This window comes from Mucilaginibacter celer (assembly GCF_003576455.2).
GTDB lineage: Bacteria > Bacteroidota > Bacteroidia > Sphingobacteriales > Sphingobacteriaceae > Mucilaginibacter > Mucilaginibacter celer.
The window spans coordinates 1,473,369-1,497,885 of record NZ_CP032869.1 but is presented as its reverse complement, the minus strand read 5'-3'; the positions used below and the strand labels follow the sequence as shown (position 1 = coordinate 1,497,885).

17 protein-coding genes are annotated in these 24,517 nt (G+C 44.2%); 2 read left to right on the top strand and 15 right to left on the bottom strand.

Features of this window, described 5'->3' with window-relative positions:
* Positions 1-70 precede the first annotated feature (70 nt).
* The 11 genes from HYN43_RS05990 to HYN43_RS05940 form a co-directional block, all read right to left on the bottom strand.
* Complete coding sequence (locus tag HYN43_RS05990) at positions 71-2,353, bottom strand: GH92 family glycosyl hydrolase (RefSeq protein ID WP_119408586.1); 2,283 nt, start codon at positions 2,351-2,353, stop codon at positions 71-73.
* A gap of 107 nt (positions 2,354-2,460) precedes the next feature.
* Positions 2,461-3,975 carry a RagB/SusD family nutrient uptake outer membrane protein gene (locus HYN43_RS05985; protein WP_119409272.1) on the bottom strand — a complete coding sequence of 505 codons (1,515 nt, stop codon included), beginning with the start codon at positions 3,973-3,975 and terminating at the stop codon, positions 2,461-2,463.
* Between the two features lie 21 nt (positions 3,976-3,996).
* Positions 3,997-7,401: a TonB-dependent receptor gene (locus HYN43_RS05980; protein ID WP_119408585.1), complete on the bottom strand. Its 3,405-nt coding sequence runs from the start codon at positions 7,399-7,401 to the stop codon at positions 3,997-3,999.
* Between the two features lie 274 nt (positions 7,402-7,675).
* Positions 7,676-8,881, bottom strand: coding sequence for a FecR family protein (locus tag HYN43_RS05975; protein ID WP_119408584.1), 1,206 nt, complete (start codon positions 8,879-8,881; stop codon positions 7,676-7,678).
* 98 nt (positions 8,882-8,979) lie between these two features.
* Positions 8,980-9,576 carry an RNA polymerase sigma factor gene (locus HYN43_RS05970; RefSeq protein ID WP_119408583.1) on the bottom strand — a complete coding sequence of 199 codons (597 nt, stop codon included), beginning with the start codon at positions 9,574-9,576 and terminating at the stop codon, positions 8,980-8,982.
* A 173-nt stretch (positions 9,577-9,749) separates the two neighbouring features.
* The gene (locus HYN43_RS05965; RefSeq protein ID WP_119408582.1) at positions 9,750-10,301 is read right to left on the bottom strand and encodes a pyridoxamine 5'-phosphate oxidase family protein; all 552 of its coding nucleotides are present in this window, start codon (positions 10,299-10,301) and stop codon (positions 9,750-9,752) included.
* A gap of 1,193 nt (positions 10,302-11,494) precedes the next feature.
* A complete protein-coding gene (locus HYN43_RS05960) occupies positions 11,495-12,091 on the bottom strand; it encodes a TMEM175 family protein (RefSeq protein WP_119408581.1) in 597 nt (198 codons plus the stop codon).
* 15 nt (positions 12,092-12,106) lie between these two features.
* The gene (locus HYN43_RS05955; RefSeq protein WP_119408580.1) at positions 12,107-13,315 is read right to left on the bottom strand and encodes a glycoside hydrolase family 88 protein; all 1,209 of its coding nucleotides are present in this window, start codon (positions 13,313-13,315) and stop codon (positions 12,107-12,109) included.
* Between the two features lie 188 nt (positions 13,316-13,503).
* Positions 13,504-14,337, bottom strand: a complete 834-nt coding sequence (locus tag HYN43_RS05950; RefSeq protein WP_119408579.1) for an alpha/beta fold hydrolase — start codon at positions 14,335-14,337, stop codon at positions 13,504-13,506.
* Positions 14,338-14,342: 5 nt separating this feature from the next.
* The gene (locus HYN43_RS05945) at positions 14,343-14,987 is read right to left on the bottom strand and encodes a LamG domain-containing protein (protein WP_119408578.1); all 645 of its coding nucleotides are present in this window, start codon (positions 14,985-14,987) and stop codon (positions 14,343-14,345) included.
* A 16-nt stretch (positions 14,988-15,003) separates the two neighbouring features.
* Positions 15,004-15,654, bottom strand: coding sequence for a hypothetical protein (locus HYN43_RS05940; protein ID WP_162996333.1), 651 nt, complete (start codon positions 15,652-15,654; stop codon positions 15,004-15,006).
* A gap of 137 nt (positions 15,655-15,791) precedes the next feature.
* Here HYN43_RS05940 and HYN43_RS05935 point away from each other — a divergent pair, with 137 nt between their 5' ends.
* Positions 15,792-17,084: a hypothetical protein gene (locus HYN43_RS05935; protein WP_119408576.1), complete on the top strand. Its 1,293-nt coding sequence runs from the start codon at positions 15,792-15,794 to the stop codon at positions 17,082-17,084.
* A gap of 150 nt (positions 17,085-17,234) precedes the next feature.
* On the opposite strand, the gene HYN43_RS05930 is transcribed toward HYN43_RS05935, so the two are convergent.
* The 3 genes from HYN43_RS05930 to HYN43_RS05920 all read right to left on the bottom strand — a co-directional run bounded on the left by HYN43_RS05930 (position 17,235) and on the right by HYN43_RS05920 (position 21,637).
* On the bottom strand, positions 17,235-17,672 hold the full coding sequence (locus HYN43_RS05930) for a hypothetical protein (RefSeq protein WP_119408575.1): 438 nt from the start codon (positions 17,670-17,672) through the stop codon (positions 17,235-17,237).
* Positions 17,673-17,687: 15 nt separating this feature from the next.
* Positions 17,688-19,886, bottom strand: coding sequence for an outer membrane protein assembly factor BamB family protein (locus HYN43_RS05925; protein ID WP_205589880.1), 2,199 nt, complete (start codon positions 19,884-19,886; stop codon positions 17,688-17,690).
* A 161-nt stretch (positions 19,887-20,047) separates the two neighbouring features.
* Positions 20,048-21,637, bottom strand: coding sequence for an alginate lyase family protein (locus HYN43_RS05920; protein WP_119408574.1), 1,590 nt, complete (start codon positions 21,635-21,637; stop codon positions 20,048-20,050).
* A 456-nt stretch (positions 21,638-22,093) separates the two neighbouring features.
* Here HYN43_RS05920 and HYN43_RS05915 point away from each other — a divergent pair, with 456 nt between their 5' ends.
* Positions 22,094-23,092: an amidohydrolase family protein gene (locus HYN43_RS05915; protein WP_119408573.1), complete on the top strand. Its 999-nt coding sequence runs from the start codon at positions 22,094-22,096 to the stop codon at positions 23,090-23,092.
* Positions 23,093-23,162: 70 nt separating this feature from the next.
* Here HYN43_RS05915 and HYN43_RS05910 read toward each other — a convergent pair whose 3' ends face one another.
* Complete coding sequence (locus HYN43_RS05910) at positions 23,163-24,476, bottom strand: hypothetical protein (protein ID WP_119408572.1); 1,314 nt, start codon at positions 24,474-24,476, stop codon at positions 23,163-23,165.
* Positions 24,477-24,517 lie beyond the last annotated feature (41 nt).

The following is a 24,517-nucleotide window of genomic DNA, read 5'->3' as shown; positions in this document are numbered from 1 at the left end:
AAAACCCTCGCCTTTTGCTGTTTATAAATATCCGCTATGGTTCCCCCTTCAGGGGGTTAGGGGGCTTGTACTATTTCTCTGTACTCAATGAATACGGCACATCGCTCACTTTTGTACCTCTTGTTTTATTAGGCTGAGGTGCCATGTTAAAATTAAGCACCGCGCCTTTTTTAAGTTCGGAGTGACTTAACCAGGTTACCCCGTATGGCTTGCCATTAACATTAAGCGTATTGATATATTTATTTACCGGGCTGTTATTGGCCGCGTTAATCTCAATCTTTTTACCGTTTTCGAGATTGATGGTTAGCTTTTTGAATAACGGTGTACCCAAAACATACTGATCACTGGCTGGGGTTACCGGGTAGAAACCCATGGCCGAGAATACGTACCAGGCCGAGGTTTGGCCATTATCCTCATCGCCGCAATAACCATCAGGAGTAGCTTTGTACAGTTTCTCCATGGCTTCACGTACGTGATATTGAGTTTTCCAAGGCTCGCCTGCATAGTTGTACAGGTAAATCATATGCTGAATAGGCTGGTTACCGTGCGCATACTGGCCCATATTCATGATCTGCATTTCGCGGATCTCGTGGATGGTTTCGCCGTAGTAGCTATCGTCAAATACCGGCGGCATGCTGAATACCGAATCCAGTTTCATAATAAATTTTTGGCGGCCGCCCATCAAATCAACCAAACCCTGCATATCCTGGAACACGCTCCAGCTGTAGTGCCAACTGTTACCCTCGGTAAAGGCATCACCCCATTTAAACGGACTGAATGGTTTCTCGAAAGTGCCATCCTGGTTTTTACCACGCATCAGTTTGGTTTCCGGGTCGAACAGGTTTTTGTAGTTCATGGCACGTTTTTTATAAATGCCGATTTCTGATTCGGGTTTGCCCAACGCTTTACCTAATTTATAGATGGCAAAGTCATCGTACGAATATTCTAAAGTACGGGCGGCGTTTTCATTGATCTTCACATCATAAGGCACATAACCTAATTTGTTGTAATACTCAACACCTTCCCTACCGGTAGCCTGCGGACCGGCATTATTGGCACCATGCACCAAAGCATCCCACAAAGTATTGATATCATAACCACGCAAACCTTTCAGGTAAGCCTCAGAAACAACCGAAGCCGAGTTATTACCGATCATCACTGCCGAGTAACCAGGGCTTGACCACTCTGGCAACCAGCCGCCTTCTTTGTAATCATTGATCAGGCCTTCCTGCATCTCTTTATTGATAGATGGATAAACCAGGTTCAGGAAGGGATATAAGGCCCTGAAAGTATCCCAGAAACCGGTACCGGCAAATTTATAACCAGGGAATACTTTACCTGTTGAAGCACTGTAGTGAACAATTTTATTGTCTTTGTCAATCTCGTACAATTTGTTCGGGAAAAACACCATGCGGTAAAAGCATGAGTAAAAAGTACGCATCTGATCAACCGAACCACCTTCAACCTGTAAATGATTCAGGGTTTTGTTCCAGGTGTCTTTAGCTTTTTTATAAGTTACATCAAAGCTGTCTTTACCCTGCTCACGCTCCAGGTTAAGTTCGGCCTGTTCAATGCTTATAAATGACGAGGCTACACGCAGGTGAACTTTTTCGCCCTGCGCGGTTTTAAAACCGATTAAAGCGCTGGCATGCTCGGCTTTCAGTTCCAAACCATCAGACTGAACCGTATCGCTGAAGGTATGCGCATAGGTGATCGGCTTATCTACATAAACAACAAAGTAGTTTTTAAAGTTTTTAAGCGGCCCACGGGCGTATTTGGTTGAGTAGCCAACAATCTTTTTCTGATCGGGGCTGATCTTTACATATGAGCCTTTGTTCAAAGCATCGATAACGATGAACGAGCTATCAGTTTTAGGATAAGTAAACCTGAACTGCGCCGAACGCTCGGTTGGCGTAATCTCGGTAGTTACATCATGATCGGCAAGGTAAACACTGTAGTAGTAAGGCTTTGCAGTTTCGGCTTTGTGCGAGAACCAACTTGCCCTTTTATCCTGGTTTACCGCGGCATGTTTGGTAACCGGCATAATGGCAAACTGGCCGTAATCATTCATCCACGGCGATGGCTGGTGAGTTTGCTTAAATCCGCGGATTTTGTGGGCATCATAAGTGTACGCCCATCCATCACCCATGGCACCGGTTTGCGGTGTCCAGAAGTTCATGCCCCATGGCAGGGCAATGGCCGGGTAAGTGTTACCGGTTGATAGATCGTAATGCGAATCGGTACCCATCAGCGGGTTAATGTACTCAACGGGATCGGTAACCTTATTTACCTGCTGCGCGAAGGCGCCTGCGGCTGATAGCAGGAAGGTGATAAGTACCAGGGCTTTTTTCATGCGCTAATATTTAATTGTGTTTTTTGGTTAAACGTTTTAGTGGCCGTAAATATAAAAGACTGGCAGGGTATTGCCAGTCTTTTATATACTTTATTTATTAAACTTTATTACCACCCCGGGTTTTGCGTAAGCTTACTGTTAGTATTTCGCTCGCGCTGCGGAATAGGCCATAAATAATATTGAGCTTTAAAGGTTACCCCCTGCTCGGTTTGCGATGCTGTAGGATCAGCAAAGGTGTTTGATTGCGGCAGGTAAGCCATATGGGTACGCTGCATATCAAAATAAGCCTTGTTTTCATAAGCAAGCTCATGATAGCGCTCTCTCCAGATGGCCTGGCGGAAGGCATCTTTTGATAAACCGCTTAACGGAGCCAGTTTTGCACGTGCACGTATAGCGTTAACGGCGGCATAAGCATCAGCTGTAGGACCATTTACTTCGTTCGACGCTTCAGCATAAATTAACTGGGCTTCCGGTAAACGCAGCAAAGTCCAGTTTTCATCACATTTACCGCTGATAGCAGTGTTTGGAACTGAGCTTTCAACGTGGAAATACTTGTAAAGCGCATGAACACCAAAATTGATAATTTTTGTGGTATCGTCGCTTTGAGGGTATTTTGAGAAATAAAACTGCCTTTCCTGGGTACGCAAATCTCCTGCCTCATAGCTGGCTACAAATTGATTTGTAGGGATCATAGCGCCAAGGTGGTCGCCCCAAACGCCAACCAGCAGGTTAAATGGTACTGTTAACTGCGCAATAGCATTGGTTGATGTACCCGCAAGGTAATTGATCTGGAAAATCAACTCTGTTTGATTTTTGTGGGCGTTATCATGCAGGTATGCGTAGTTAGGGAATAACGAATACCAGCCCAAAACAGGTTTTACTTCTTCAGCCGCCTTAGCATAGTTTTCTGTTTGTTGAAGCGGGAAACCTGCGGTTGTTAAATATACGCTGGCTAATAAAGTTTTAACAGCACCTAACGATACACGACCGGTTGCATCGGTATTTGGCATGCCAGAAGCTTCGGCTGCCTGCAAATCGGCGATAATTTGCTTGTAAACATCGGCTACAGGTGACCGTGATGGATATAAATCCGGACTGTTGACTGTTTGACTCTGCAATATCAACGGAACATCGCCGTATAAACGCACCAAATGATAGTAATAAAAAGCCCTGAAAAAATAAGCTTCGCCTATCAGCTTCTTTTTAAGACCTTCATCCATCGGGTTGATGCCGGGAATATTTTCAATTGCGAGGTTGGCATTAGCTATCCCCTTGAAGCAATTTGACCATACGGTTTCGAAACCAGGGTTAACAGGGTCGGTACGCTGATTAATCACATTACCGTTATTAACACTCTGACCTAAAGAGGTTGCGTGCCCCGCAAATAACTCCATAGTAATGAAAGGGCTCTCCCCATAAGCATCACCGTTCTGAAAAAAGTACATTACCTGGTATAAACCATTAACAAAGGTTTGCGCCTGGTTTGCGCTTTGAAAGTAATTACTTTTAACAAAGTTGCCTTTATTTTTTTCGTCGAGGTATTTTTTACAGCCGCTGCTTAATGCAACAGTAAGGATAAGTAAAAAAGCACCTGCACTATATTTTCTAAAATTAAATTTCATAACTATACGTTTTAACATTAATTAAAGACTAACATTTAAGCCCAACAGGAAAGTACGTGGTTTTGGATAATCATAAAACTGGATGCCCTGAGTAAAGTTGCTCGACCCATTATAGGTTGAAACCTCCGGATCATAACCTGTATACTTGGTGATCAGGAACAGGTTTTGAGCTTGCGCATAAATGCGCAGGCGGCTCAGTTTTATTTTTTTAACCAGTTTATCATCAAATGTGTAACCTAATGTTACCGCCCTGCCACGGATAAAGTTTCCGCTTTCAACCTTGGTTGAGTAGATTTCGGTTTGGTAACGCACATAAGCAGGTCTCCATTGTGCAATGCTCGTATTCTGGTTGGTTGGCGTCCAGGCGTTTAATACGGTGGCGTAACTGTTGGCTTGTCCGGTACGGTCCTGGCCCGAGTGGCGGGTAAGGTTCATGATCTGGTTACCGTAGTTAAACTGCAGATCGACACCCAGATCGATGTTTTTGTAACGGAAGTTGTTACTGAAAGTTCCGTAGCCATCAGGGATTGATTTTCCCAATACCACTTTATCATCAGCTGTTACTTTACCATCATTATTGGTATCCTGAATTTTCAAATCGCCGGGAAGCAAACCATATTTCGCAGCTTCGGCGGCTTCGGCGGTGCCCCAGGTACCTAACACTTTATAACCATAATAGCTGCCGGCAGGCAAACCTACGCGCATAAGGTTAAACTGCGAAAGGAAGGTTGGAGCCAGGAAGATATCATCATTTGATGCTCCTAACTTAAGGATCTTGTTTTTAAGGAACGAAATATTGAAAGCGGTATTCCAGCTAAAATCCTTCGATTGAACCGGAGTTGCATTAATAGTAAGTTCGATACCTTTATTCTGGATACTGCCTATATTTTTTAAAACACTGCTAAAGCCACTCGTTTCGGGTAGTGGGGCATCAAGCAACAAGGCCTGGGTTTTTTTAAGGTAGGCATCAGCTTCGATGTTTAACCGGTTGTTGAATAACCCCAGTGAAAAGCCGAAATCATACTCGCGGGTCTTTTCCCATTGCAGGTCTTCGTTACCGATAGAGGTCTGGCTTGTACCTACAGCCGGAGCCCCGCCAAACACATAATTTACAGTGCTGATATTGGCCAGCGAACGATACTCGCCAATCTCGGAGTTACCGGTTAAACCATAGCTCAACCTTACTTTCAGATCAGAGATCGTTTTATTATCCTTCAGGAAATCTTCCTGCGAAACACGCCATGCCAATGCTGCCGACGGGAAGAAACCGTATTTTTTATTGGTACCAAAACGTGATGAACCGTCTTCACGGCCTGTCACCGTTAACAGGTATTTATCGTGGTAGCTATAATTCAACCTGCCAAAAAACGATTGCATTTGCCATGCATCATAGTTAGAACCGGGGCGGCCGGGCACAATGCCTGCGCCAAGGTTATAATATTGATAAAAGTCGTCTGATAGCGTGCTGGTTGATGCACTTAAACCTACCTGAGCAAAATTTTGGCGCTCAGTACCTAACACCACGTTTAAAGAATGCACTTTATTAAACGTTTTATTGTAGGTGAAATAGTTTTGCCATTGCCAAAAGGTATTGTTGTTCTCGCTTATCGAGGCATTGCTATAGCTTTGATCAATAAGAGAACCGCCTACCAAACTTGAGTTATAACTCGGAAAGTAGTTGGCGGCTGTAGTTACACCTACCACCGAACGGAATTCCAACTCGGGTAAAATGGTGATATTGGCATAAGTATTACCGCTAAAAATCCTGTTTTTGGTAAGCGATTGAATCTCGTTGGCCTGCGCAACCGGGTTATCACCACCCTCAAGGTTAGGGTAATCAGTACGTTTACCGTAGGTTCCGTCGGGGTACTTGATCGGGATGAAAGGCACCATCTCAATCAACATACGGGGAATGTTATTACCGCCTGTGCCCTGGCCCTGGTTACGGCCTTCCTGGTAGTTATAATTCAGGGTAGCACCTACTTTTAGCCACGGTTTTACCTGGTGGTCGAGCGTTAAACGTGCGTTATAACGTTTCAGAAAGCTATTGATAATGATACCTTCGTCATCAACATAGTTGAGAGATAAGCCATAGGTAAGTTTTTCGGTACCGCCGGTAAACCTCAAATTGTGATTCTGGCTAACAGCCGAACGGGTTGTAGCTTTTTGCCAGTCAACATCATAAAGCGGGTTCAGGTTTTGATCAAACAACTTGCCTATCAACGCAGTACGTTGCAATACCGGGTTACGGCTTGCATAATTACCGGCGGCCCATCCGGCAGGATCGTATTTTTGAATGTTGGCGTACGATTGATCTTCAACCTCCATAAACTGTTTGGAGTTTAACACCGGGATTTCTTTAAACATGTTGCTTACGCTCACATAGCTATCGTAATTAACAACACCGTCGCCTTTTTTACCCCTTTTTGTAGTTACGAGGATTACACCATTAGCGCCACGCGTACCGTAGATGGCTGTAGACGAGGCGTCTTTCAATACGTTGATAGTCTCGATATCATTTGGATTGATAGAGTTACCTCCTTCTGTCCAAACAACACCGTCAACTACGTAAAGCGGATCAGTATTGGTGTTGATCGAGCTGTAACCACGGATCCTTACTTTGGTATCGCCACCCGGTGCACCCGAGTTAACCGATACGTTCACGCCGGCAATTTTACCGGCAAGTTCCTGCTCGAGGTTAGTTTGAGGGCGTTCCTGTAATTCTTTTGAACCAACGCTGCCCACAGATCCGGTTAAATCAACCTTTTTAGCAGTACCGTAACCCACTACTACAACTTCGCTTAGTGCCTTTGGCTCTTCGGCTAAAGTAACGTCGATTTGGGTTTTACCGCCGATTGGAACTTCTTTGGCCGTATAACCGATAAATGTAAACACCAATGTGCCGTTACCATCCGGAGCGTTAATGGTGTATTTACCATTAATATCGGTTTGGGCACCAACATTAGTACCTTTTACCTTAACAGTAACACCTGGGATAGGCCCTTTGGCATCGCTAACGGTACCGGTAATTTTAACAGGATCGACCGCTACCTTAGTTGCAACCGGCTCATCCTTCTTTTTTACAACAATGGTTTGATCAAAAATTTTGTAGGTAAGCGGCTGATCTTTAAAGCATTGATCAAGCGCTGTTGGTATAGATACGTTTGCAACTTCGATGTTGATGGTTCCTGCCTTTAAAACATCCTGTTTATCATACATAAAATGATAACCGGTTTGCTTTTCAATCGAGCGGAGTACTTTTTCAACGGTAGTGTTTCTTTCATGCAAAGTAACTATCTGGCTATAACTTTTGGCGCTTACGCTGGTAAATGCCGCAATTATAATAAAGGCAGTTAGCTTCATGGCCAATATAAATTTGCGTAATTGAGGCCGCGCCAAAGGCGTAGCCTTAGAATTAAAATTCATAAGTTTGTAGAGTTTGGGTTAAACATTAACTTTCAATTCATCGATTGTACTTTTTTGGGACCCAGATCATTACGCCGGGGAAGTACTGCGAATACTCTCCGGCTTTTTTATATGGTAATGGATGAGGTAAAAAGCGTGTTTAAACGCTTAGTAAACCGTTTTACCAATAATGGCCCACTGTTGCGGCTAACTTATCTTTTGTATTTCTTCCATCATAGGGCTGTTTAAATTGTTAAAAATTGGTTGTTTAATACAGTAGGTTGTTATATATCGGTTATTGCAACACGGTGATGTGCATATTTTCAATTTTAAACTTTACACCGGCATAACTAAGCATGTTCAGCAATTCGGACGCTTTTACATTGCGCGATATGCGGCCGGAAAATTCCCGTTTAGGGATTTTCCCCTCATAGCTTATTTCAACATCGTACCAGCGCGCAGCCTGGCGCATAATGGCATCAATCCCTATCCCGTTAAATTGAAAAATGCCGTCTTTCCAGGCAGTCACTTCGTCTACATCAACATCGCTCAACACTTTCATCTTTCCATTTTTATTTAACACCGCCTGTTGCCCGGGTTTTAAAACCCCGTTTTCGCCGCCGTTGTTTATCTTTACTGATCCCTCAAGCAGGGTGGTTTTCATTTCGGCTTCGTCGCTATAAGCCATTACATTGAAATGAGTACCCAATACCTCTATGGTGGTTTGGTTACTCTTAACTACAAAAGGCATGTTACGGTTTTTAGCAACTTCAAAATAAGCCTCGCCGGTAATGCTAACATCACGCGTTTTACCTGTAAAAAAGGTTGGGAAGGTTAACGACGATGCCGAATTCAAACAAACCTTGCTCCCATCAGGTAAAATGAGCTGGTATTGCCCGCCCCGGGGGGTACTGATCGTATTTATCTGGGGTTTGGCGCTTGTGGCTCCGTCTGTGTTATATACAAGCTGGCCGTTACGGGTTTTGTTTATTTGGGTGGTGCCTTGCCGTGCCAGTAAACCATTCTGCGCGCTATCAAGCGTAATGGTTTTGCCGTTAGCTAATGTTAATATAGCTTTGTTGCCGCCGGGCAGGGCATCATTTTTTGGCTGATTGCGCGCTATATTTTTTTTTGATGATGGCTCAGCTTTCTTCTGGCTACGGAAAATATAAACACCAAAACCAACTAAAAACACAAGCGAAGCCGCTATACTCAATTTCCGTAACGGCAAATGATTACGATGTTTTTTACCGGATTCTGGTTCAGCCTGCGAGGTATGATCTTTTAAAATATGATCAAGCATAGCTCCACTCTTTTCATCGCTAAAAAGCGGATCATGTTCGCCGAGAGTATCCCAGGCCTGTTGAATGAGCGCGGCAAGTTCGGCATCGTCGGCGTATGAATGGATGATCTCAAAAAGCTCATCAAGCTCATCGGGCGTCGCTATGCCGTTGTAATATTTATTGAATAAATAATTAAGCCTAACGTAAAGTTCGCTCATAGCAGGTGTTTTTCAGGTAACGGTATAATTGGCAAATTGAGATTGGGGCGAATCTCATATACATGACACCAATTAATTAAAAAGGGGGGTATTACTTTTTAAAAAAAATAAAAAAAGTTTATCAGCGCCATAACAAGGGTAATTGCCTCCATGTGTTCGTGCACATAATCTTTAATAGAAGTGGTGGCTATCTGCAGATATTTCTTCACGGTTTCGCGCGAAATTTCCATCTGATCGGCTATTTCATGATACTTAAGCCGCTTATGCCTGCTCATCAGGTAAACCTTTTGCTGCTGGGGAGGCAGCTGATTGATGGCTTCGTCAATTAAATTATAATACTGATCGGCCTCGTTACTATCGGTTTTAAATGGCACCACATTGGATGCTTCAAGTTTCTTCAGCAAAAGCTGTTCTTTTACAACCTTGCGCATGCAGTTAAGCGCGTGATTTTTTGAGATAACAAACAGGTAGGCTTTAAAATTATCAACATTGGCCAGGGTTTCACGGCTCATCCAAATTTTCAGAAATACATCCTGTACCACCTCTTCGGCCAGCTCGGTTGATTGGGTAATGCGGAAAATATGCACACCTAAACGCTGATGGTAAGCTGCAAACAAACGGCGAAAGGCAAATTCATTACCTTCGGCCACCTGCATAAGCAGTTCCTTCTCATTTAATTGAGTTATTTCAAACATAGGTTGATGTTGGTGTTGCAAATATTATAAAATTCGCAGTATTTGCAACATAATAATTATATCGATGAAAACCATCATATAACTAAAAAGCAACAGAATTGTTTTGAAACAGATTTTTCACAAAACGTAAAAGCGTATTGTTTAACTATTACGTATGTATTAAATACACTAAGCTAATATAACGGCGTAGGTAATCCGTCAAGGCTAATCCGGTTTTTTTGCTGTTTGTAATCCTCCAAACCTTGCTCGCCTTTAGTCTGAGCCCATTTTACAGCAAAATCACGTTCGCCCATATACTCGTAAAGCGGTACGCTGAAACCGCAGGAGGTTTGCACCATATCAATATCGGCCACAATGATTTGGCGTGTAGCTATATGGCTTGTAAAATTTGAACAAAGCTGATTCCATTCATGACTATCTCTATCCGGAAGCACGCTCCTCCCCTTTCCATAAAAGCGTAAAATATTCGGCGGACCATCAAACGCACAAAACATAAATGTAATGCGGCCATTATCCAACAGGTGAGCCGCAGTTTCATTGCCGCTTCCGATAATATCAAGATAAGCAACTTTGGTGTTTGAAAGGATCCGGAAACTGGCATTGTCCTTCGGCGACAGGTTGACATGCCCATCAGTAAGCATCGGCGCTGTAGCCACAAAAAATATCTTTTGATGCGCAACAAAATCTTTATGCTGCTCGAGTATCTGGTTAAAAAACTTACCCATAATTAACAGGTTTAAATTTGAAGACACTCAAATTTAGCAATTATTAGATTAAACTAATATTAATAATTAGTTGTGGCATTATTTTTAAGCATACAAAGATGGGGAGCAGAGATTTTCAGGTGAATGGTTTGAGATTTTTAGGCACGCAAAGGTTTTTTGTGGATGGTTGAAGAGTTTTAAGCGCGCAAAGAAACTAAGGACGCAAAGTTTCCTGAGGTAAATAGTTTGAGATTTTTAGGCACGCAAAGGCGCGGGGACGCAAAGGTTTTTTGTGGATGGTTGAAGAGTTTTAAGCGCGCAAAGAAGCTAAGGACGCAAAGTTTCCTGAGGTGAATAGTTTGAGATTTTTAAGCACGCAAAGGCGCGGGGACGCAAAGTTTTTTTTCGATAATAGGTTATAGCTTGTTGCATAATTTCTCCGTTATTCGAGATCTGCTGCTGTGTTTAGTGTTCGAGATAATATCGTAGTTGTGAACTTCAGGGATATTGTATCCGCAGACTCTGTCTACGGACAGCGGATAATAGAAATCAGATGATCCTCTGCATCTTAGCATCTTTGTGCGCTTAAACTCACCAACTACGCCATGCTTACGGCTTTAGTGGAAATGAAAACTTTAGGGTACTAAGTTGTTGGTGACAACACCATAGCTGTTCGGAAGATTTTTTCATTCCCTCCCTTGGGAGGGGTGTGATGGATTGCGCAGTGGCAGGGAGGGGTTTTTACGCCTTGCCCGACGAATATGCTGGGTGTAGAAACCGCTCCCTACACCCTCCCAAGGGAGGGAATCGCACAATTCCCCCGCTTTTTTATATCTTCCGAACAGCTTTGGTGACAATACCAACAACGGCCAAGGCACGCAAAGGCGCCGAGTAGGCAAGCGGGAGCTTCACCCGCTTGCCTACTCGGCGTGCCTAAAAGTCACCAACCAACCACAAAAAAAACTTTGCGTCCTTAGCTTCTTTGCGCGCTTAAAAATCTCAAACTATCTATTCTTAAAACCTTTGCGTCGCTGCGTCTTTGCGTGCCTAAAACTCTCTAACTATCCACAAAAAACCTTTGCGAACTTAGCTTCTTTGCGCACTTAAAACTCTCTAATTACCCACAAAAAATCTTTGCGTCTTAGCGCCTTTGCGTGCCTAAAACTCACCAACCACAAAAAGCCTTCAGAAATCTTTACAAGAAAAAACCAGGATCACTCCCCTTCCCCATCACCCCCCAAAAGGCGTTCAAAACGCCTATCAGGAATAAGCCACATAGCCGCCACAATTACATAAACCACCATACTGAAAGTAGGATTTACGAAAGTAAGCGCAATAGCAACAGGATAAAGCCCTATCGAAATTTTCCCTTTAAAATCATTGCCGAAAGCTTTGGCAACTAACGAGTTTTCTCCGTGGTGCTTTATCAGGGCCAGTGCCAATATGCGGTATGCCAAACCATTCATGGCCAATATAACGCCATAGCAAAACACCGGCCAGCGCGCAAAATGATTTTCGCCCATCCACGCGGTTATAAACGGAATTAACGACATCCAAAAAAGCAGGTGCAAATTTGCCCATAGTATTCCGCCATTTACTGATCGTACCGCCTGCATGGTATGATGGTGGTTGTTCCAGTACACGCCCACGTACGCAAAACTGAGTAAATAGCTTAAAAAAGTAGGTATCAGCGGACGCAAATCCTGAAGGGTATCGCCGTGCGGCGCCTTCATCTCCAGCACCATAATAGTAATAATAATGGCTATTACGCCATCGCTAAATGCTTCTAACCTGCCTTTACCTAATGCCATGCGTTAAATATAGCACTATTTGGCAAAAGCCTTATAGCGCTGCATAGCTTCAATAAAATAGTAATCGGCATAAGTTAATGGCACATCAATTTCGGTACCTGCCGGGAAGTGGCCAACGCTGTGCTTTAAAATAAAACCGCCGTTGGTATTTAAGTCGGCTTTATATTGTGGAGTCGACAGATTTTTGATGATAGTTTGTGCCACGTTAAAATATTCCTGTCCGTCTTTTTTATCAACGTAACGACAAAGCTCAAGCAGTGCCGAAGCCATGATAGATGCAGCCGAAGCATCGCGCAGGGCATTAGGAATATTGGTAGCGTTATAATCCCAGTACGGAATTTTATCGGCAGGCAGGTTAGGGTTGCTCAGTAAAAAGTGAGCGATGCCTTTTGCCTGGTCGAGGTATTTTTTGTCTTTGGTTTCACGATACATCACTACAAAGCCGTACAAACCCCATGATTGTCCGCGGGCCCAGGCCGATTCATTGGCAAAACCCTGTGCGGTTTTCTTTTCTTTTACAGCGCCTGTTTGGGCGTCGTAATTAATTACGTGGTATGAGCTAAAATCGGGCCTGTAGTGGTTTTTGATGGTAGTGTTGGCATGGGTAACCGCAATTTTATAAAAACTCGAATCGCCGGTTAATTTGGTGGCGTTGAAAAGCAGCTCGAGATTCATCATGTTATCAATGATCACCAAAAAATCTTCGGGTTTGGAGTTCCACGAGCGGATACAACCAACAGTTGGATTAAAACGGGTAGAAAGTGATTTGGCGCTGTTAATCAAAATTTCGTTGTACTCAGGTTTGGGTTCAACGCGGTTTGCGGTGCCAAAGCTGCAATACATCATAAAACCCAGATCGTGCGTGCCTTTGTTAAACTGCTCTTTTTCCAATCCCTTCAGGTTATGATTGGCTTCGGTAAGCAAAGCGGCGTCTTTTGTTTCCTGGTATAGTTTCAACAACGAGCCCGAGTAAAAACCGCTGCACCACCAACTGGAGTTACTGGTTTCAAATTTATCCTTATCGGGGTGGTAGGTTTTAGGGAACTGCCCATCGATAAATTGCTTAGCCATGTATTTGTACTGCACATCGCCATCGGCAAAGTTTTTCTTAATAGTGGCTAAAACATCCTTTTGTGGCTTAAAACTATTTTGGGCAAATACCCCCGAAGTGATAAGAGATAAACACAGGGCCAATACTGGCAATTGCAGGCTTTTATATTTCATGGCTATTGTATAACTGGTTTGGCATGCTTTTACAAACGTGCTTCAGGTTATAAAAGTGCAGATTTTGGAACAATAAAAGCAAGGGGATTTGCCAGCCCGGCCCATATTTTTCTACTACAACGATATAGTCGTACGCAATCCGGACTTGCGAAGTTTAAAACCTGGCAAGTCCGGATAGTGTAGACAAATCAACGTAAAAAACCAACAACCATGGTTTCCATCAAAGCCGGCTGCCTGTAAAATATAATATGATCTGATTGTGGTACTATAGCCAGTTGGGCATTGGGCAACAGCTTATAAATAGCTACAAAACTTTCAACCGGGTTATACTGGTCGCGGTCGCCGGCTACTACCAGTACCGGGCATTTGATACTTTTTAGTTGCACCGGTATAATGGTGGTTTGATTGATCCAGGCATGTTTAAGCAGTTCAACAAATTCAGGCCAGCGTTCGGGCTCCGGCATCAGCTTTTTGCGTTCACGTACAAAATCAGGAGCGTCTTTCTCAAGCGATGCGCCGCTTAGTTTTTTAAGCTGATCCATTTCACCGGGGCGATAGCTTGCGGCCGAGATGTTCCCGCCGGCAAACAGCATTCGTTTCACCATTTCAGGATGGCGCAGGGTAAGGTTCATGGCTATAACTGCTCCATCGCTAAAGCCTATCAGCATTACGCTATCTTTGGTTATATGATTGATAACCGAATATGCGTCCTCAGCCATCAGCTCATAAGTATACGGCTGATGACCGATTTCTGATTTGGTATGGCCCCGGGTAGCTATGGCTATCACCATAAATTTTTTGCTCAATACAGGGATCAGTTTTTCGTATTCGGCTATTTCGCCGTACAGGCCGCCATGCAACAGCACAAGCGGTTTACCACTGCCATAAACCTCATAATAAATTTTGGTACCGTCGTTCATTTTCAAATAATCGCCGGCTGCCGGGTTATTACCGTATGCTATGGTTTGCGCACCGGCTTTAACCGCTATAAAAATCAGGATCATCAACAGTAACCTCTTCATCAGTATCAATTAAAAGCTTTAACAACCAGGTTTTTATAAGCACCCATCTGGGTGTTACCATGCCAGTAGCCAACAGCACCGTTTGGCAGGGATGCATCAAGTTCGGTGTACACCATATCGGGTTTGGCGGCGTTATCTATATAAACCTCCATCCGGCGACCTTTTATAACCGCTTTTACATGAAACCATTTATTTTGTGGAACAATGGCCTTCGCCTGGTATTTGGTAGCCTCATAATCCCACCAGTTAAACTCGGCCTTTTTTTCGGGCATGTACTGGATGGCATTGATGGTACCTGATGATCCGGGGCGGAAATAAACCACCTGGTAATGATGCGCGTCTTTAATGCGGAAGGCTAATCCAACAAAACCACCTTTGCCAGGGCAGGCAATATCCAGATCAATAATGCCATCCTTAAAATTTAACCCCGGCTTATAGGCCAGGCTGGCCGATTTGTAGTTGCCAATTTTACGTTTGATGATTAAAGCGTTACTGCCCTGGTAGGTGCCCAGCTCATAATCGAGCGTATCATTTTTGGGGATGACCCATTGTTTGGGATTTACTACCGAAAAATTATATACCTGGTACTTTTGCTGGGCGTAAGTTTGAAGGCCTGCCAGTAACGCAATGGCTAAAATTATTTTTTTCATGATGATTGATGTTTAATTATTGACTGATAACAAGATTTGCAAAATCTCCGGGCAGCCCGGAAGACCATAAACCGATAAGTCCGTTGTGCCGGTTGTTGAGTTTTTTTACTTTGAGGGATGGTTTATCGGCATGATCTACATATACTACAATATCATCCGCCCCAACAACAATGCGTGCATGAAACCATGCTGTGGCCTGCTGTGCCGGATTAACCTCATTTTCATAAACCAGCGGATGTTCTTTCCGCAATTTATCCCACGGAAAATCGGGACTGCTCATGTATTGCACGGCGTGTTTGCGCCGCAAGGTGTCTGTTGCCTGAAAATTAAATGGCCTGAAATAAACAACATCATGCGTAGTGGTATCGATACCATGAAAAGCTATGCCCAAAAAACTCTGCTGAAAAACATCCCGGCCACGCAAATCGACATCGATGATTCCGGTTTTAAAATCCACATCTTTAAGCCACAGAATACCATCTAAACTGAGGCCCTGTTTACTTCCGTCGGTTAGGCTGGTGGTTGTTTGCCGTGGGTAGGCTTTGATCAGCTTGTTTTGGTTAAACAGGTTATTGATATCATAGCTTTGTTTTTTTTGCTGGCTGTAACAAATACTGCTGCCAAGCGTCATGCTTATCAGCACTGTTAATAAAATTTTGTTGCTCATGGGCGTTTTGATTTTTATTAACCAAAGCTTGCAAACTACCTTTGTAAAACAGCGCGCAATGCGTTTCAAGTTAAGTTCAAGTTTGTTCAGAACGTTTTTTTGGTGATTTTTAAACCACGATATCATCTGTAAACTAAATGGAAAAAGAAAAACAATTGCTTTTGCTATGCCGGCAGCTTATTGAACGCAGTTTAAACTGGGGCGACAGCGAAATTTGGGGCAATGATGATTTTGAACAGTTGAGTCGGCAAATTTTTGATAAAACGCGTGTGCAGCTTAGCGTATCAACCTTAAAAAGAATTTGGGGCAAGGTACGTTACGATAGCTTCCCCAATGCCGCCACCCTTAACGCCCTCGCACAGTTTTTAGATTATACCAGCTGGCGCGATTTCAGGCAACACTATCAGCATAACGGAATTGTTGAACAAATCCCTGCAACTGCAACTGCAACTGCCACTGCTACTGCAACTACTACTCACCCCACCTCCAAAGGCACACTACGATACATCTGGATGGGCAGCAGTTTGCTACTTATACTCGGAGCGTTGTTTTTCATGAGCAGCAAACGGAACAAACCATTTGATTTAAGCACAGTAAAATTCAGCAGTAAAAAAGTTTCTGATGATCTGCCCAACTCGGTGGTATTTAATTACGATGCCTCCACCTTTCATTCGGATAGTGTATTCATTCAACAATCATGGGATCCTAACCGCCGCGAACAGGTTCCGGGCGATGGTAAACAATTTACTTCGATGTATTATGAGCCGGGTTATTTTATTGCTAAACTGATTGTAGATCACCGCATCAGGAAAGAAAGTTCGGTATTTATCAAAACCAAAGGATGGAAAGGCATCATTGAACGCCACCCCGTGCCTATTTATTTATCGCCCGACGAAATTAAGGGCGATGGCTACATGGGCGTTACCGCCGGGCAGATGCAGCAAAAGCTGGGTACGCCGGTGTTTAATAACAGCCTGGTAAAGTTTGCCAACATCCGCGAATTTCCGGGCATTAATGCGGATAATTTCAGTTTAGATTGTTCAATCCGCAATACTTCAACCGCGGGGCAATCCATTTGCGCCCGGGCCGATCTTACTATTTTAGGCAACGGTACCGCCATCATCATCCCGCTGGTAAACAAAGGCTGTATAGCTGATATCGGTATACTAACCGGCGAAGACTGGGTAAGCGGCAAAAACCACGACCTGAGCGCCTTTGGCACCGATATGGCTCAGTTTCAAAACCTGCGCTGTGTTGTTAAAGATCACTACCTGCGGGTTTATTTGAACGATAAACAGATTTTCGAATACAAACAAGCCCACTCCATGGGCCGCATAGTAGGCATCAGGTTTGAATTTGAGGGGCCGGGTGAGGTGAAAAATTATAAGCTTGAAACGGCGGGCGGAAGTGTTTATGAGGAGGAGTTTTAGTTTATAAAATACTTCTTAAACTTGCGCTCGTTTGCAACGAGCGCTTAATATGGATTTGCGTTTTAAACGCAAACCACGCGATACAATCGCGAAACCAGGTTAAGCGCTCGTTGCAAACGAGCGCAAGACTCATTATAACTTATACTATCATCACGCCCCTACCGGCTGCACATCATAACGGCCGGCCAATATCGAGCTGATGTTGCCCGTTAAAGGTTTAATAAACTGTTCTATTTTACCATAAGTCGCTTCAACCTCCGCCTCATTAGCAGGGTCAAAAAATACTTCATCTACGGCCTCGAGATGCTGATGATCGCCGCTCAGCAATTCGGCTATCAGGTAAATCCCCGGTGTATCATGTTTAATACCGCCATAATTAGGTTCTGTTTGCGCGTTGATAGAAAGCAGCAGGCCATAGTCATCATCCGAGCTGTTTTTCAAAACCGAGATCTCCAGCACCAGGCAAAACGCACCGTTATCGCTGTAGCATTGCTGCGTGTACTGGGTTTTAATCAGATCCTGAAAATCGGCTTCGGCTTTTAACCTTACCTGTTCGTACAATTCAAAAACACTTTCAAACAAATCCATATTTAGTTTTTTATCCTACAATCCAAAACAAACATAACTATCTCCCGACTTACTTCCAATTTTTCCGCCGCCACAGGCAATCACAATGTACTGTTTCCCATCAATGGCATAAGTTGCCGGTGTAGCATAACCCGCGGCAGGCAACTGCGCCTCCCAAACCACCTTGCCGGTGCGTTTATCAAAGGCCCGGATCTTTTCATCTTTGGTAGCGGCAATAAACACCAGGCCGCCTTTAGTAACCAGCGGGCCTCCATAATTTTCGGTGCCGGTAACCGGAATCCCTTTTTTGCTCAGTTCGGCATATTCGCCCAGCGGAACTTTCCAAAGCAACTTGCCCGAGGTTAAATCAACCGCGTTTAAGGTACCCCATGGCGGTTTTATGCCGGGATAACCATACTTATCCAAAAAACGGTTATAGCCATTCATGGCATAAGGAATTTCGTCAACCATTTTCTTTTCGGTGGCCGTGCTGGTTACCCGGTTATTTACGGGCTCTTTGGCAATTTCTTTAACAGCCTTTGCTTCAGGGATTTTGAGCAAAAAGGCCAGCAGGTTCTTTTTATCTGAAGGAGAGATTTGTTTAAACGATGGCATCATGTTTCGGCCGTTGGTGATGATACCGTTTACCTGATCGGCATTATATTTTTTGCCGATGTTTACCAGCGAAGGATACGATGTGCCGTTACCTTTTAATTCGGCGCCGTGGCAGCCTATGCAATTGGTATTATAAATTACATGCCCCAACGCCTGCGGCGAATTATCATTAGCATTGGCTTTAGGTACATCAATCATTACCTGCGCCCAGGGCATTTCAGAGCAGTTTACGTACAGTATTTTTGTTTCGGGATCAACAGCGGCCCCACCCCACTCGCCGCCGCCATCAAAGCCAGGGAAGATCCAGCCGCCCTCTTTACTCGGGGGAGTAAACATGATGCGGTTTTTAACCTGGTTATATTTAGCCAGCATTTCGGCATGAACTTCGGGCGTGCGATCGGTTACGTCTTCCGGGTTAAACATTTGCCTTGCAAAAGGTTGTGGTAAAGTTGGAATAGGTTGCGTAGGCCATACCTCCTCGCCGGGCAGCGCTTTGGTTGGCACAGATTTTTCTTCTATCTGAAAAATGGGTTTTCCATTTGTTCTGTCGAACATAAAAATATAGCCATGCTTGGTAATCTGGGCCACGGCATCAATCTTTTTGCCGTCTTTAACGATAGTTACCAAATTGGGGTTGGCAGGCAGATCACGGTCCCACAAATCATGATGTATTACCTGGAAATGCCATTTCAGCTTGCCGGTACCCGCATCAAGCGCCAGCAGCGAATTACTGTACAGGTTTTTTCCTTTACGGAAGCCGCCATAAAAATCTCCCCCTATCGAACCTGTTGGAATATAAACTATCCCCCGCTTTTCATCCAGCGACATGCCCGACCAGCTATTGGCCCCGCCAAACTTTTTATAGGCCGCGGTATCCTGCCAGGTTTCATACCCCGGCTCGCCCGGCTGCGGGATGGTATGAAAAATCCATCGCAGTTTACCCGTACGCGTATCATAAGCCCGTACATGTCCCGGCGCTGCATCAGCCGATTCGGAAACCCTGTCGCCTACTATCAGCACATCTTTATAAACAACACCCGGCGTGGTACCTGCCACAAATGATTTGGTATCGCGACCAAGATCTTTGGTTAAATCCAAATAACCATTGTTCCCAAATGACCGCACCGGGGTACCACTTTCAGCATCAATAGCCCAGGTTTTAGCTCCTACACTGTAAAAAATGCGCTTCTCGCCGCCATCATTATTTTGCCAGTAGATAACGCCACGGCTCACTTTGTAGTAAGCCATTGGGTCGCCGTTGTTGGTGGTATCATCTTTGGCCGGGTCGAAAAGCCATTTTTGTTCGCCTGTGGCGGCATTCAGGGCAAAAAGTTTTAGTTTGGGGCTGGTGCCATACAAAATTCCGTCAACCATAATAGGGTTACATTGATTTTGGCTGCGGTTGGCCGTATCCTTATCATGTGTGCTATAAATCCAAACCTGTTTAAGCTGCCCTACATTGGCCGCGGTAATTTCCTGGTTTGATGAATACCGGATGCCATCTTTCGAACCTGCGTAAGCCGGCCAGCCGCTATAAGGCTCAATTTTGGTTGAACCTTGTTTACAGGAAGCATAAATCAATATCGCGAAGCAAAGCAAAGGGAGCAGCCTGGTTTTCATCAGCATAAAATGGGTTTATAAAACGCCGGGAGCGTTAATTTTAAATTGTTATAAAGCTATTATTTATCTGATTAAATCCAAGCCTCACACCTGCACCGAGTAAAAAAAACCATAGCCCGGTATGCGGGCTATGGCAAGGTAGATATAATTGCGGACGTATGTTATTGATTAAGCCCGAATGACTCCCATCCCGAGGCAGTGGCACGGGTACAGGTCATGGCCTGGGTACCGTTCTCGCTCGATACAAATTTGCCGTTAAAGCCTTGTAAGGTTACGGTACCATCGGCATTTACGCCCCAGGTAAATTTCTCCCAGTCGCCGGGGGTGGTGCGGTTGCAGGTAATGGCTTGAGTACCGTTTTCTGATGATACATATTTGCCCATGCTGCGCAGGTATATTTTGCCGGCGCCGGCATCAAGCACGGTAAAATGTTCCCAATCGCCGGCTGTGGTGCGGGTGCAGGTCATGGCTTGAGTGCCGTTTTCACCACTTACATATTTGCCGTTGAAGCCTTTAAGCGAAATAACGGTGCCAATTGGCGGGTTATTTGATGGCGGAGGCGTAGTATTGCCGCCACCTACATTATAGTGGGTATAAGTAGTAAAACCGGCGAAAGTGTTATCGGCAGGTGCATAAACCGGGGTTGCGTTTCCATTTACTGTGCGTAATGCATTCATATTGGAAGTACCATAGTGATGGTAAGCAACCTCCAAACCGGGGTAAACGGCGCTTGAAGTTGAACAATAATCGCAGCTGATATTCTGAAAAAATGAGCGGTACATAAAATCGTACCCCGAGCTGATCCGGTTTGAAAGCGCTGTATACAATGAGTTATCGCCCTGCATGGCAGCAATTTCGGCGGCGAAGGTGAAACCGGTTAGTGAATATTGATAGTGCACGCAATCATTACGGTCGCATTCTTCGGGCATGGTACCATCCGATAAGATCATGGCGGGCATGGTGATATTAAGCTGATTCTCGCCATCATTAAATACATTGGCGCTGTTTAAAAACACGCCAACGGCCATTTTAGCGTAACCGGCAGATACATTCCAGTTATTGTTGTAGTTGTAGCCATAACCACCGAAAGTATGGTTGATATAATTATCCTTTACGTTGTTGAGATAATTAGTGAACGTAGTAATTTCTGAAGCCGCCCAATTAGCTGATACGCCTCCCGGCTGATAATAACGGATAATTTCGGCCGCGGCAACGAAGCTTGGCGTTGTCCATGAAGCCTCGAGATCTGATTGATGCGGGTTATCTGAAGCATCAATAGGCGCGTAGTTTTGGAAAGTTGATGCCCAGCCGTTCAAAATAAACTTACATTTATCAGACCATTGGGTGTCGCCCGTTTTTGCAAAACGCAAAGCCAGCGCATAAGCCAGGATAGCATCTTTCCTGATCTGCGATTTTGAGGGACTGGTATGCCCGTTGGAACCCACATACACCGTTGAATAGAATTGTGTAGGCATAGGGTTGTTGGTGATAAAATCGATCACTTTTTGGTAAGATGCCGTGCGCGAGGCATCGCCGCTGTTTACCTGGTTACGGATCAGATCGAGATTGGCAGCCGTGTTTAATACGCCAGGGTGCACAAACGAGGTAACCGAGCGAGGCTGCGTGGTGGTTTCCTGGTTAGCCGCGGCCGCGTTGCCGGATACTGATGATTTTTTACAATGTGTAAAAATTGCAGCCGCGCCAATGAGCAGGATACAGCACAGCCAATAAGAAAGGTTGTTTCTTTTCATAAAATGATAGTAATAATTGGTTTATAAGATGTAGTTAATTGTGCTAATTGGTTATTTCCCGCTGTTTACCCGGTGGATTTGGATTGCAGGGAAAATTAGTGCGGCTTAAAATCGGCCTGTTCACTAAACCAAAACTATTTAACTAAAAGACAAAAATACAGCGTTTGAAAGAATTTATTTACTACAACGTTTTCGTAATTAACTGATGTATAGATATTTACAACACGGGCTAAAAATTCAGAAATCAGCACAAAACATAATCATCAGTAATGATAAAACACAATTTTTGAATACAAAAGAAGGTTGTTGTAGTGGGATTGTAGTGTACAAGGAGGTTAAATATTAGTTAACAAGCACCTACCCAGGATTTGGTGATTACAATAGTCCCGGCCAATCCGCCGGAACTGATCATTAAAAGCAAAAACCAAAGCAATATAAATTGCTATATTGGATTTCATGAAGCACTATTTACGGCCCTGGGCTGCTTTAATATTTTTCATTATGCCGGCTTGTACCTCAACAGCCCAGGTAAAACCAGGTTACGCTACCGATTACCATGTGCACCTGCAGGACTCGGCCACGGTACAATTGGGTTACCGTATGCTAAAAGCATTTCACCAGAAAGCTACCAAAACAGATTCGCTTTGCTTTGACGCCGATACGATTATAGGGCGGCTTAACCGGGCTAAATTTCATTCGGCCTGGATTATCTCAAACGCGTATTGGTTCGGCTCGCCGCTAACGCCGGTAGCGCATGAATATGAGGAAGTAAAAAAGCAAAACGACTGGATAGCAGCTCAGGCTGCACGATATCCCGATAGGTTAAAAGCCTTATTGAGCGTTAATCCCCTAAAACCATACGCCTTAAATGAAATTGAACGATGTGCAGTAACGAAACATTTTGTTGGTATTAAACTCCATTTTGCCAACAGCAAGGTTAACCTTTTTGATAAAACCCAGGTTAAGCAACTGCAGAAAGTATTCGCGACTGCTAATAAATACGGCTTGTTATTGCTTGTTCATTTTCGCAGTGATGATAAGTGGGACGGGGCAGCAAATACTGAAATACTCATAAATCAGCTACTGCCTTTTGCTGCAAACACCAAAATAATTATAGCGCATATGGCAGGTTGGGGCGGTTACGACAGGCAAACAGATAAAGCCCTTGCAAAATTCGCGACTTATATCAATGCTCATAAAAATCCTCATCCCGGGCTATATTTTGATATCAGTGCGGTTTTTCCATTCGAACCAGGTAGCGCACACAGTTCTAAAGTGGCATTTCATCCGTTGGCGGCTTTCAAAAAGCAAATCCGGAATATTAGTGCGGGTCATATCCTATTTGGGACAGACTGGCCGTTAATAGATATCGATCCTTATATCCGATTGTTGAATAAAAACTTGGGGCAGCAAACTACTCAGCAGCTATTGAATACACGGATAACCACTAATTAAACCATCAACGGCCCAGCCATTAACAAACCCAAAAGACTTTACGTTTCTGCGTCTTATCGTACAAAACCTTCTACTTCTTCACCAAACTAACCGGCTCAACCTCCTGGCTCAACAACTTTCCAAACAGTTCCCATCGCTTTGCCGGATTACCTGCCGTGCCGCCATTACTTTCGATATAGTTTTTCACCAAATCCTGTCCGTAGTTGTAGTTAATTACATAGCTGCGGTATTTTTTAATGAAGCTGAGCGATTTTTGGGCCGTTTCGTCATTCATCAAACAGTATTTACGCAGGTAGCTTAGCGCCTTATCCTGGCTCATGGTGTTGTTTATCAAACCGCGGGCAGCTTCGTTGCGGGCATAATTCAGAGTACCTTTTATGGCGAGGGCTTTAAAATAAAGCGCCGCGCCCGCCGTATCTAAACCGGCCAGCGGCAGCAGTACGTTTTTCGCGAAATTGATCTTGTCATTACCCGGAAACGCCACTTCTATACCATAGTTGGCACTCCCCTCTGCAATAAGCGATTGCGGGCTGAACAATGGATACAGCGAAATCTCTACCCAGCCTTTGTCATGATACAGGTTTTTCTCAAGCAGCATATTATAAACGTGGTGCCCCGGGTAGCTTTCGTGGCTACCAACGTCAATTGCGCGATCTATAAAAATTTTCAAATCGGTATTGATCTGCACCGTGCTTTTGTAGCCACCTTTATACCAGTTATAACCCGACCATGGCTTATTGGTAACGTACTCCAGCGTAAATGTTTCGCCGGCGGGTAGTTTATAGTGCGCCAGGGTACGTTTGCGGGCCTCGGCAATGGCGGCTTTAATAACCGGATCAAGCTTATCTTTAGGGATGATGAATTTATTGGCAAGCTTTTGAAAACGATCGTTCACATTGCCCTTACCCGGCAAAATACTATCCAATAACGCTATCTGGCTTTTAAAAAAATCATCAGTATAAACGGGCGCTGCAACACCAAATAACTCGCGCGATTCCTCATCAAACGGGCGTTCCTCACCCGAAAAAATCCTCATGCGGCGGCTGAACGCAATCAACTGATCGGCCATCCAGTTGGCCCTGATACGGTTGGTATCAATTTTTGAAGTATGGGCTATCAGCCTCAAATCGTTCATGATACTGTTGGCGGTGGCCAGCAGACTATCTTTAGGGAAATTTTTGGGTAGCAACTCGGTTTTGGGCTTTAACGAATCGGGGCCGTAGTAAGCATCCACAAAGTCGCCATCATATTGGCCAATGGTTAAACCAAGCTTTACGTATTCAACAGCAAGGCTGTTGAGTTTTTTATTTTCGAGTTGCTGCAGCTTTTTATCAGCGCAGGAAAGCATAAACAATACGGGAGCAAAAAACAGCAGTTTTTTCATGAAATGAATTATCTGGTACGGGTAAATGTGCCGCAAGATAA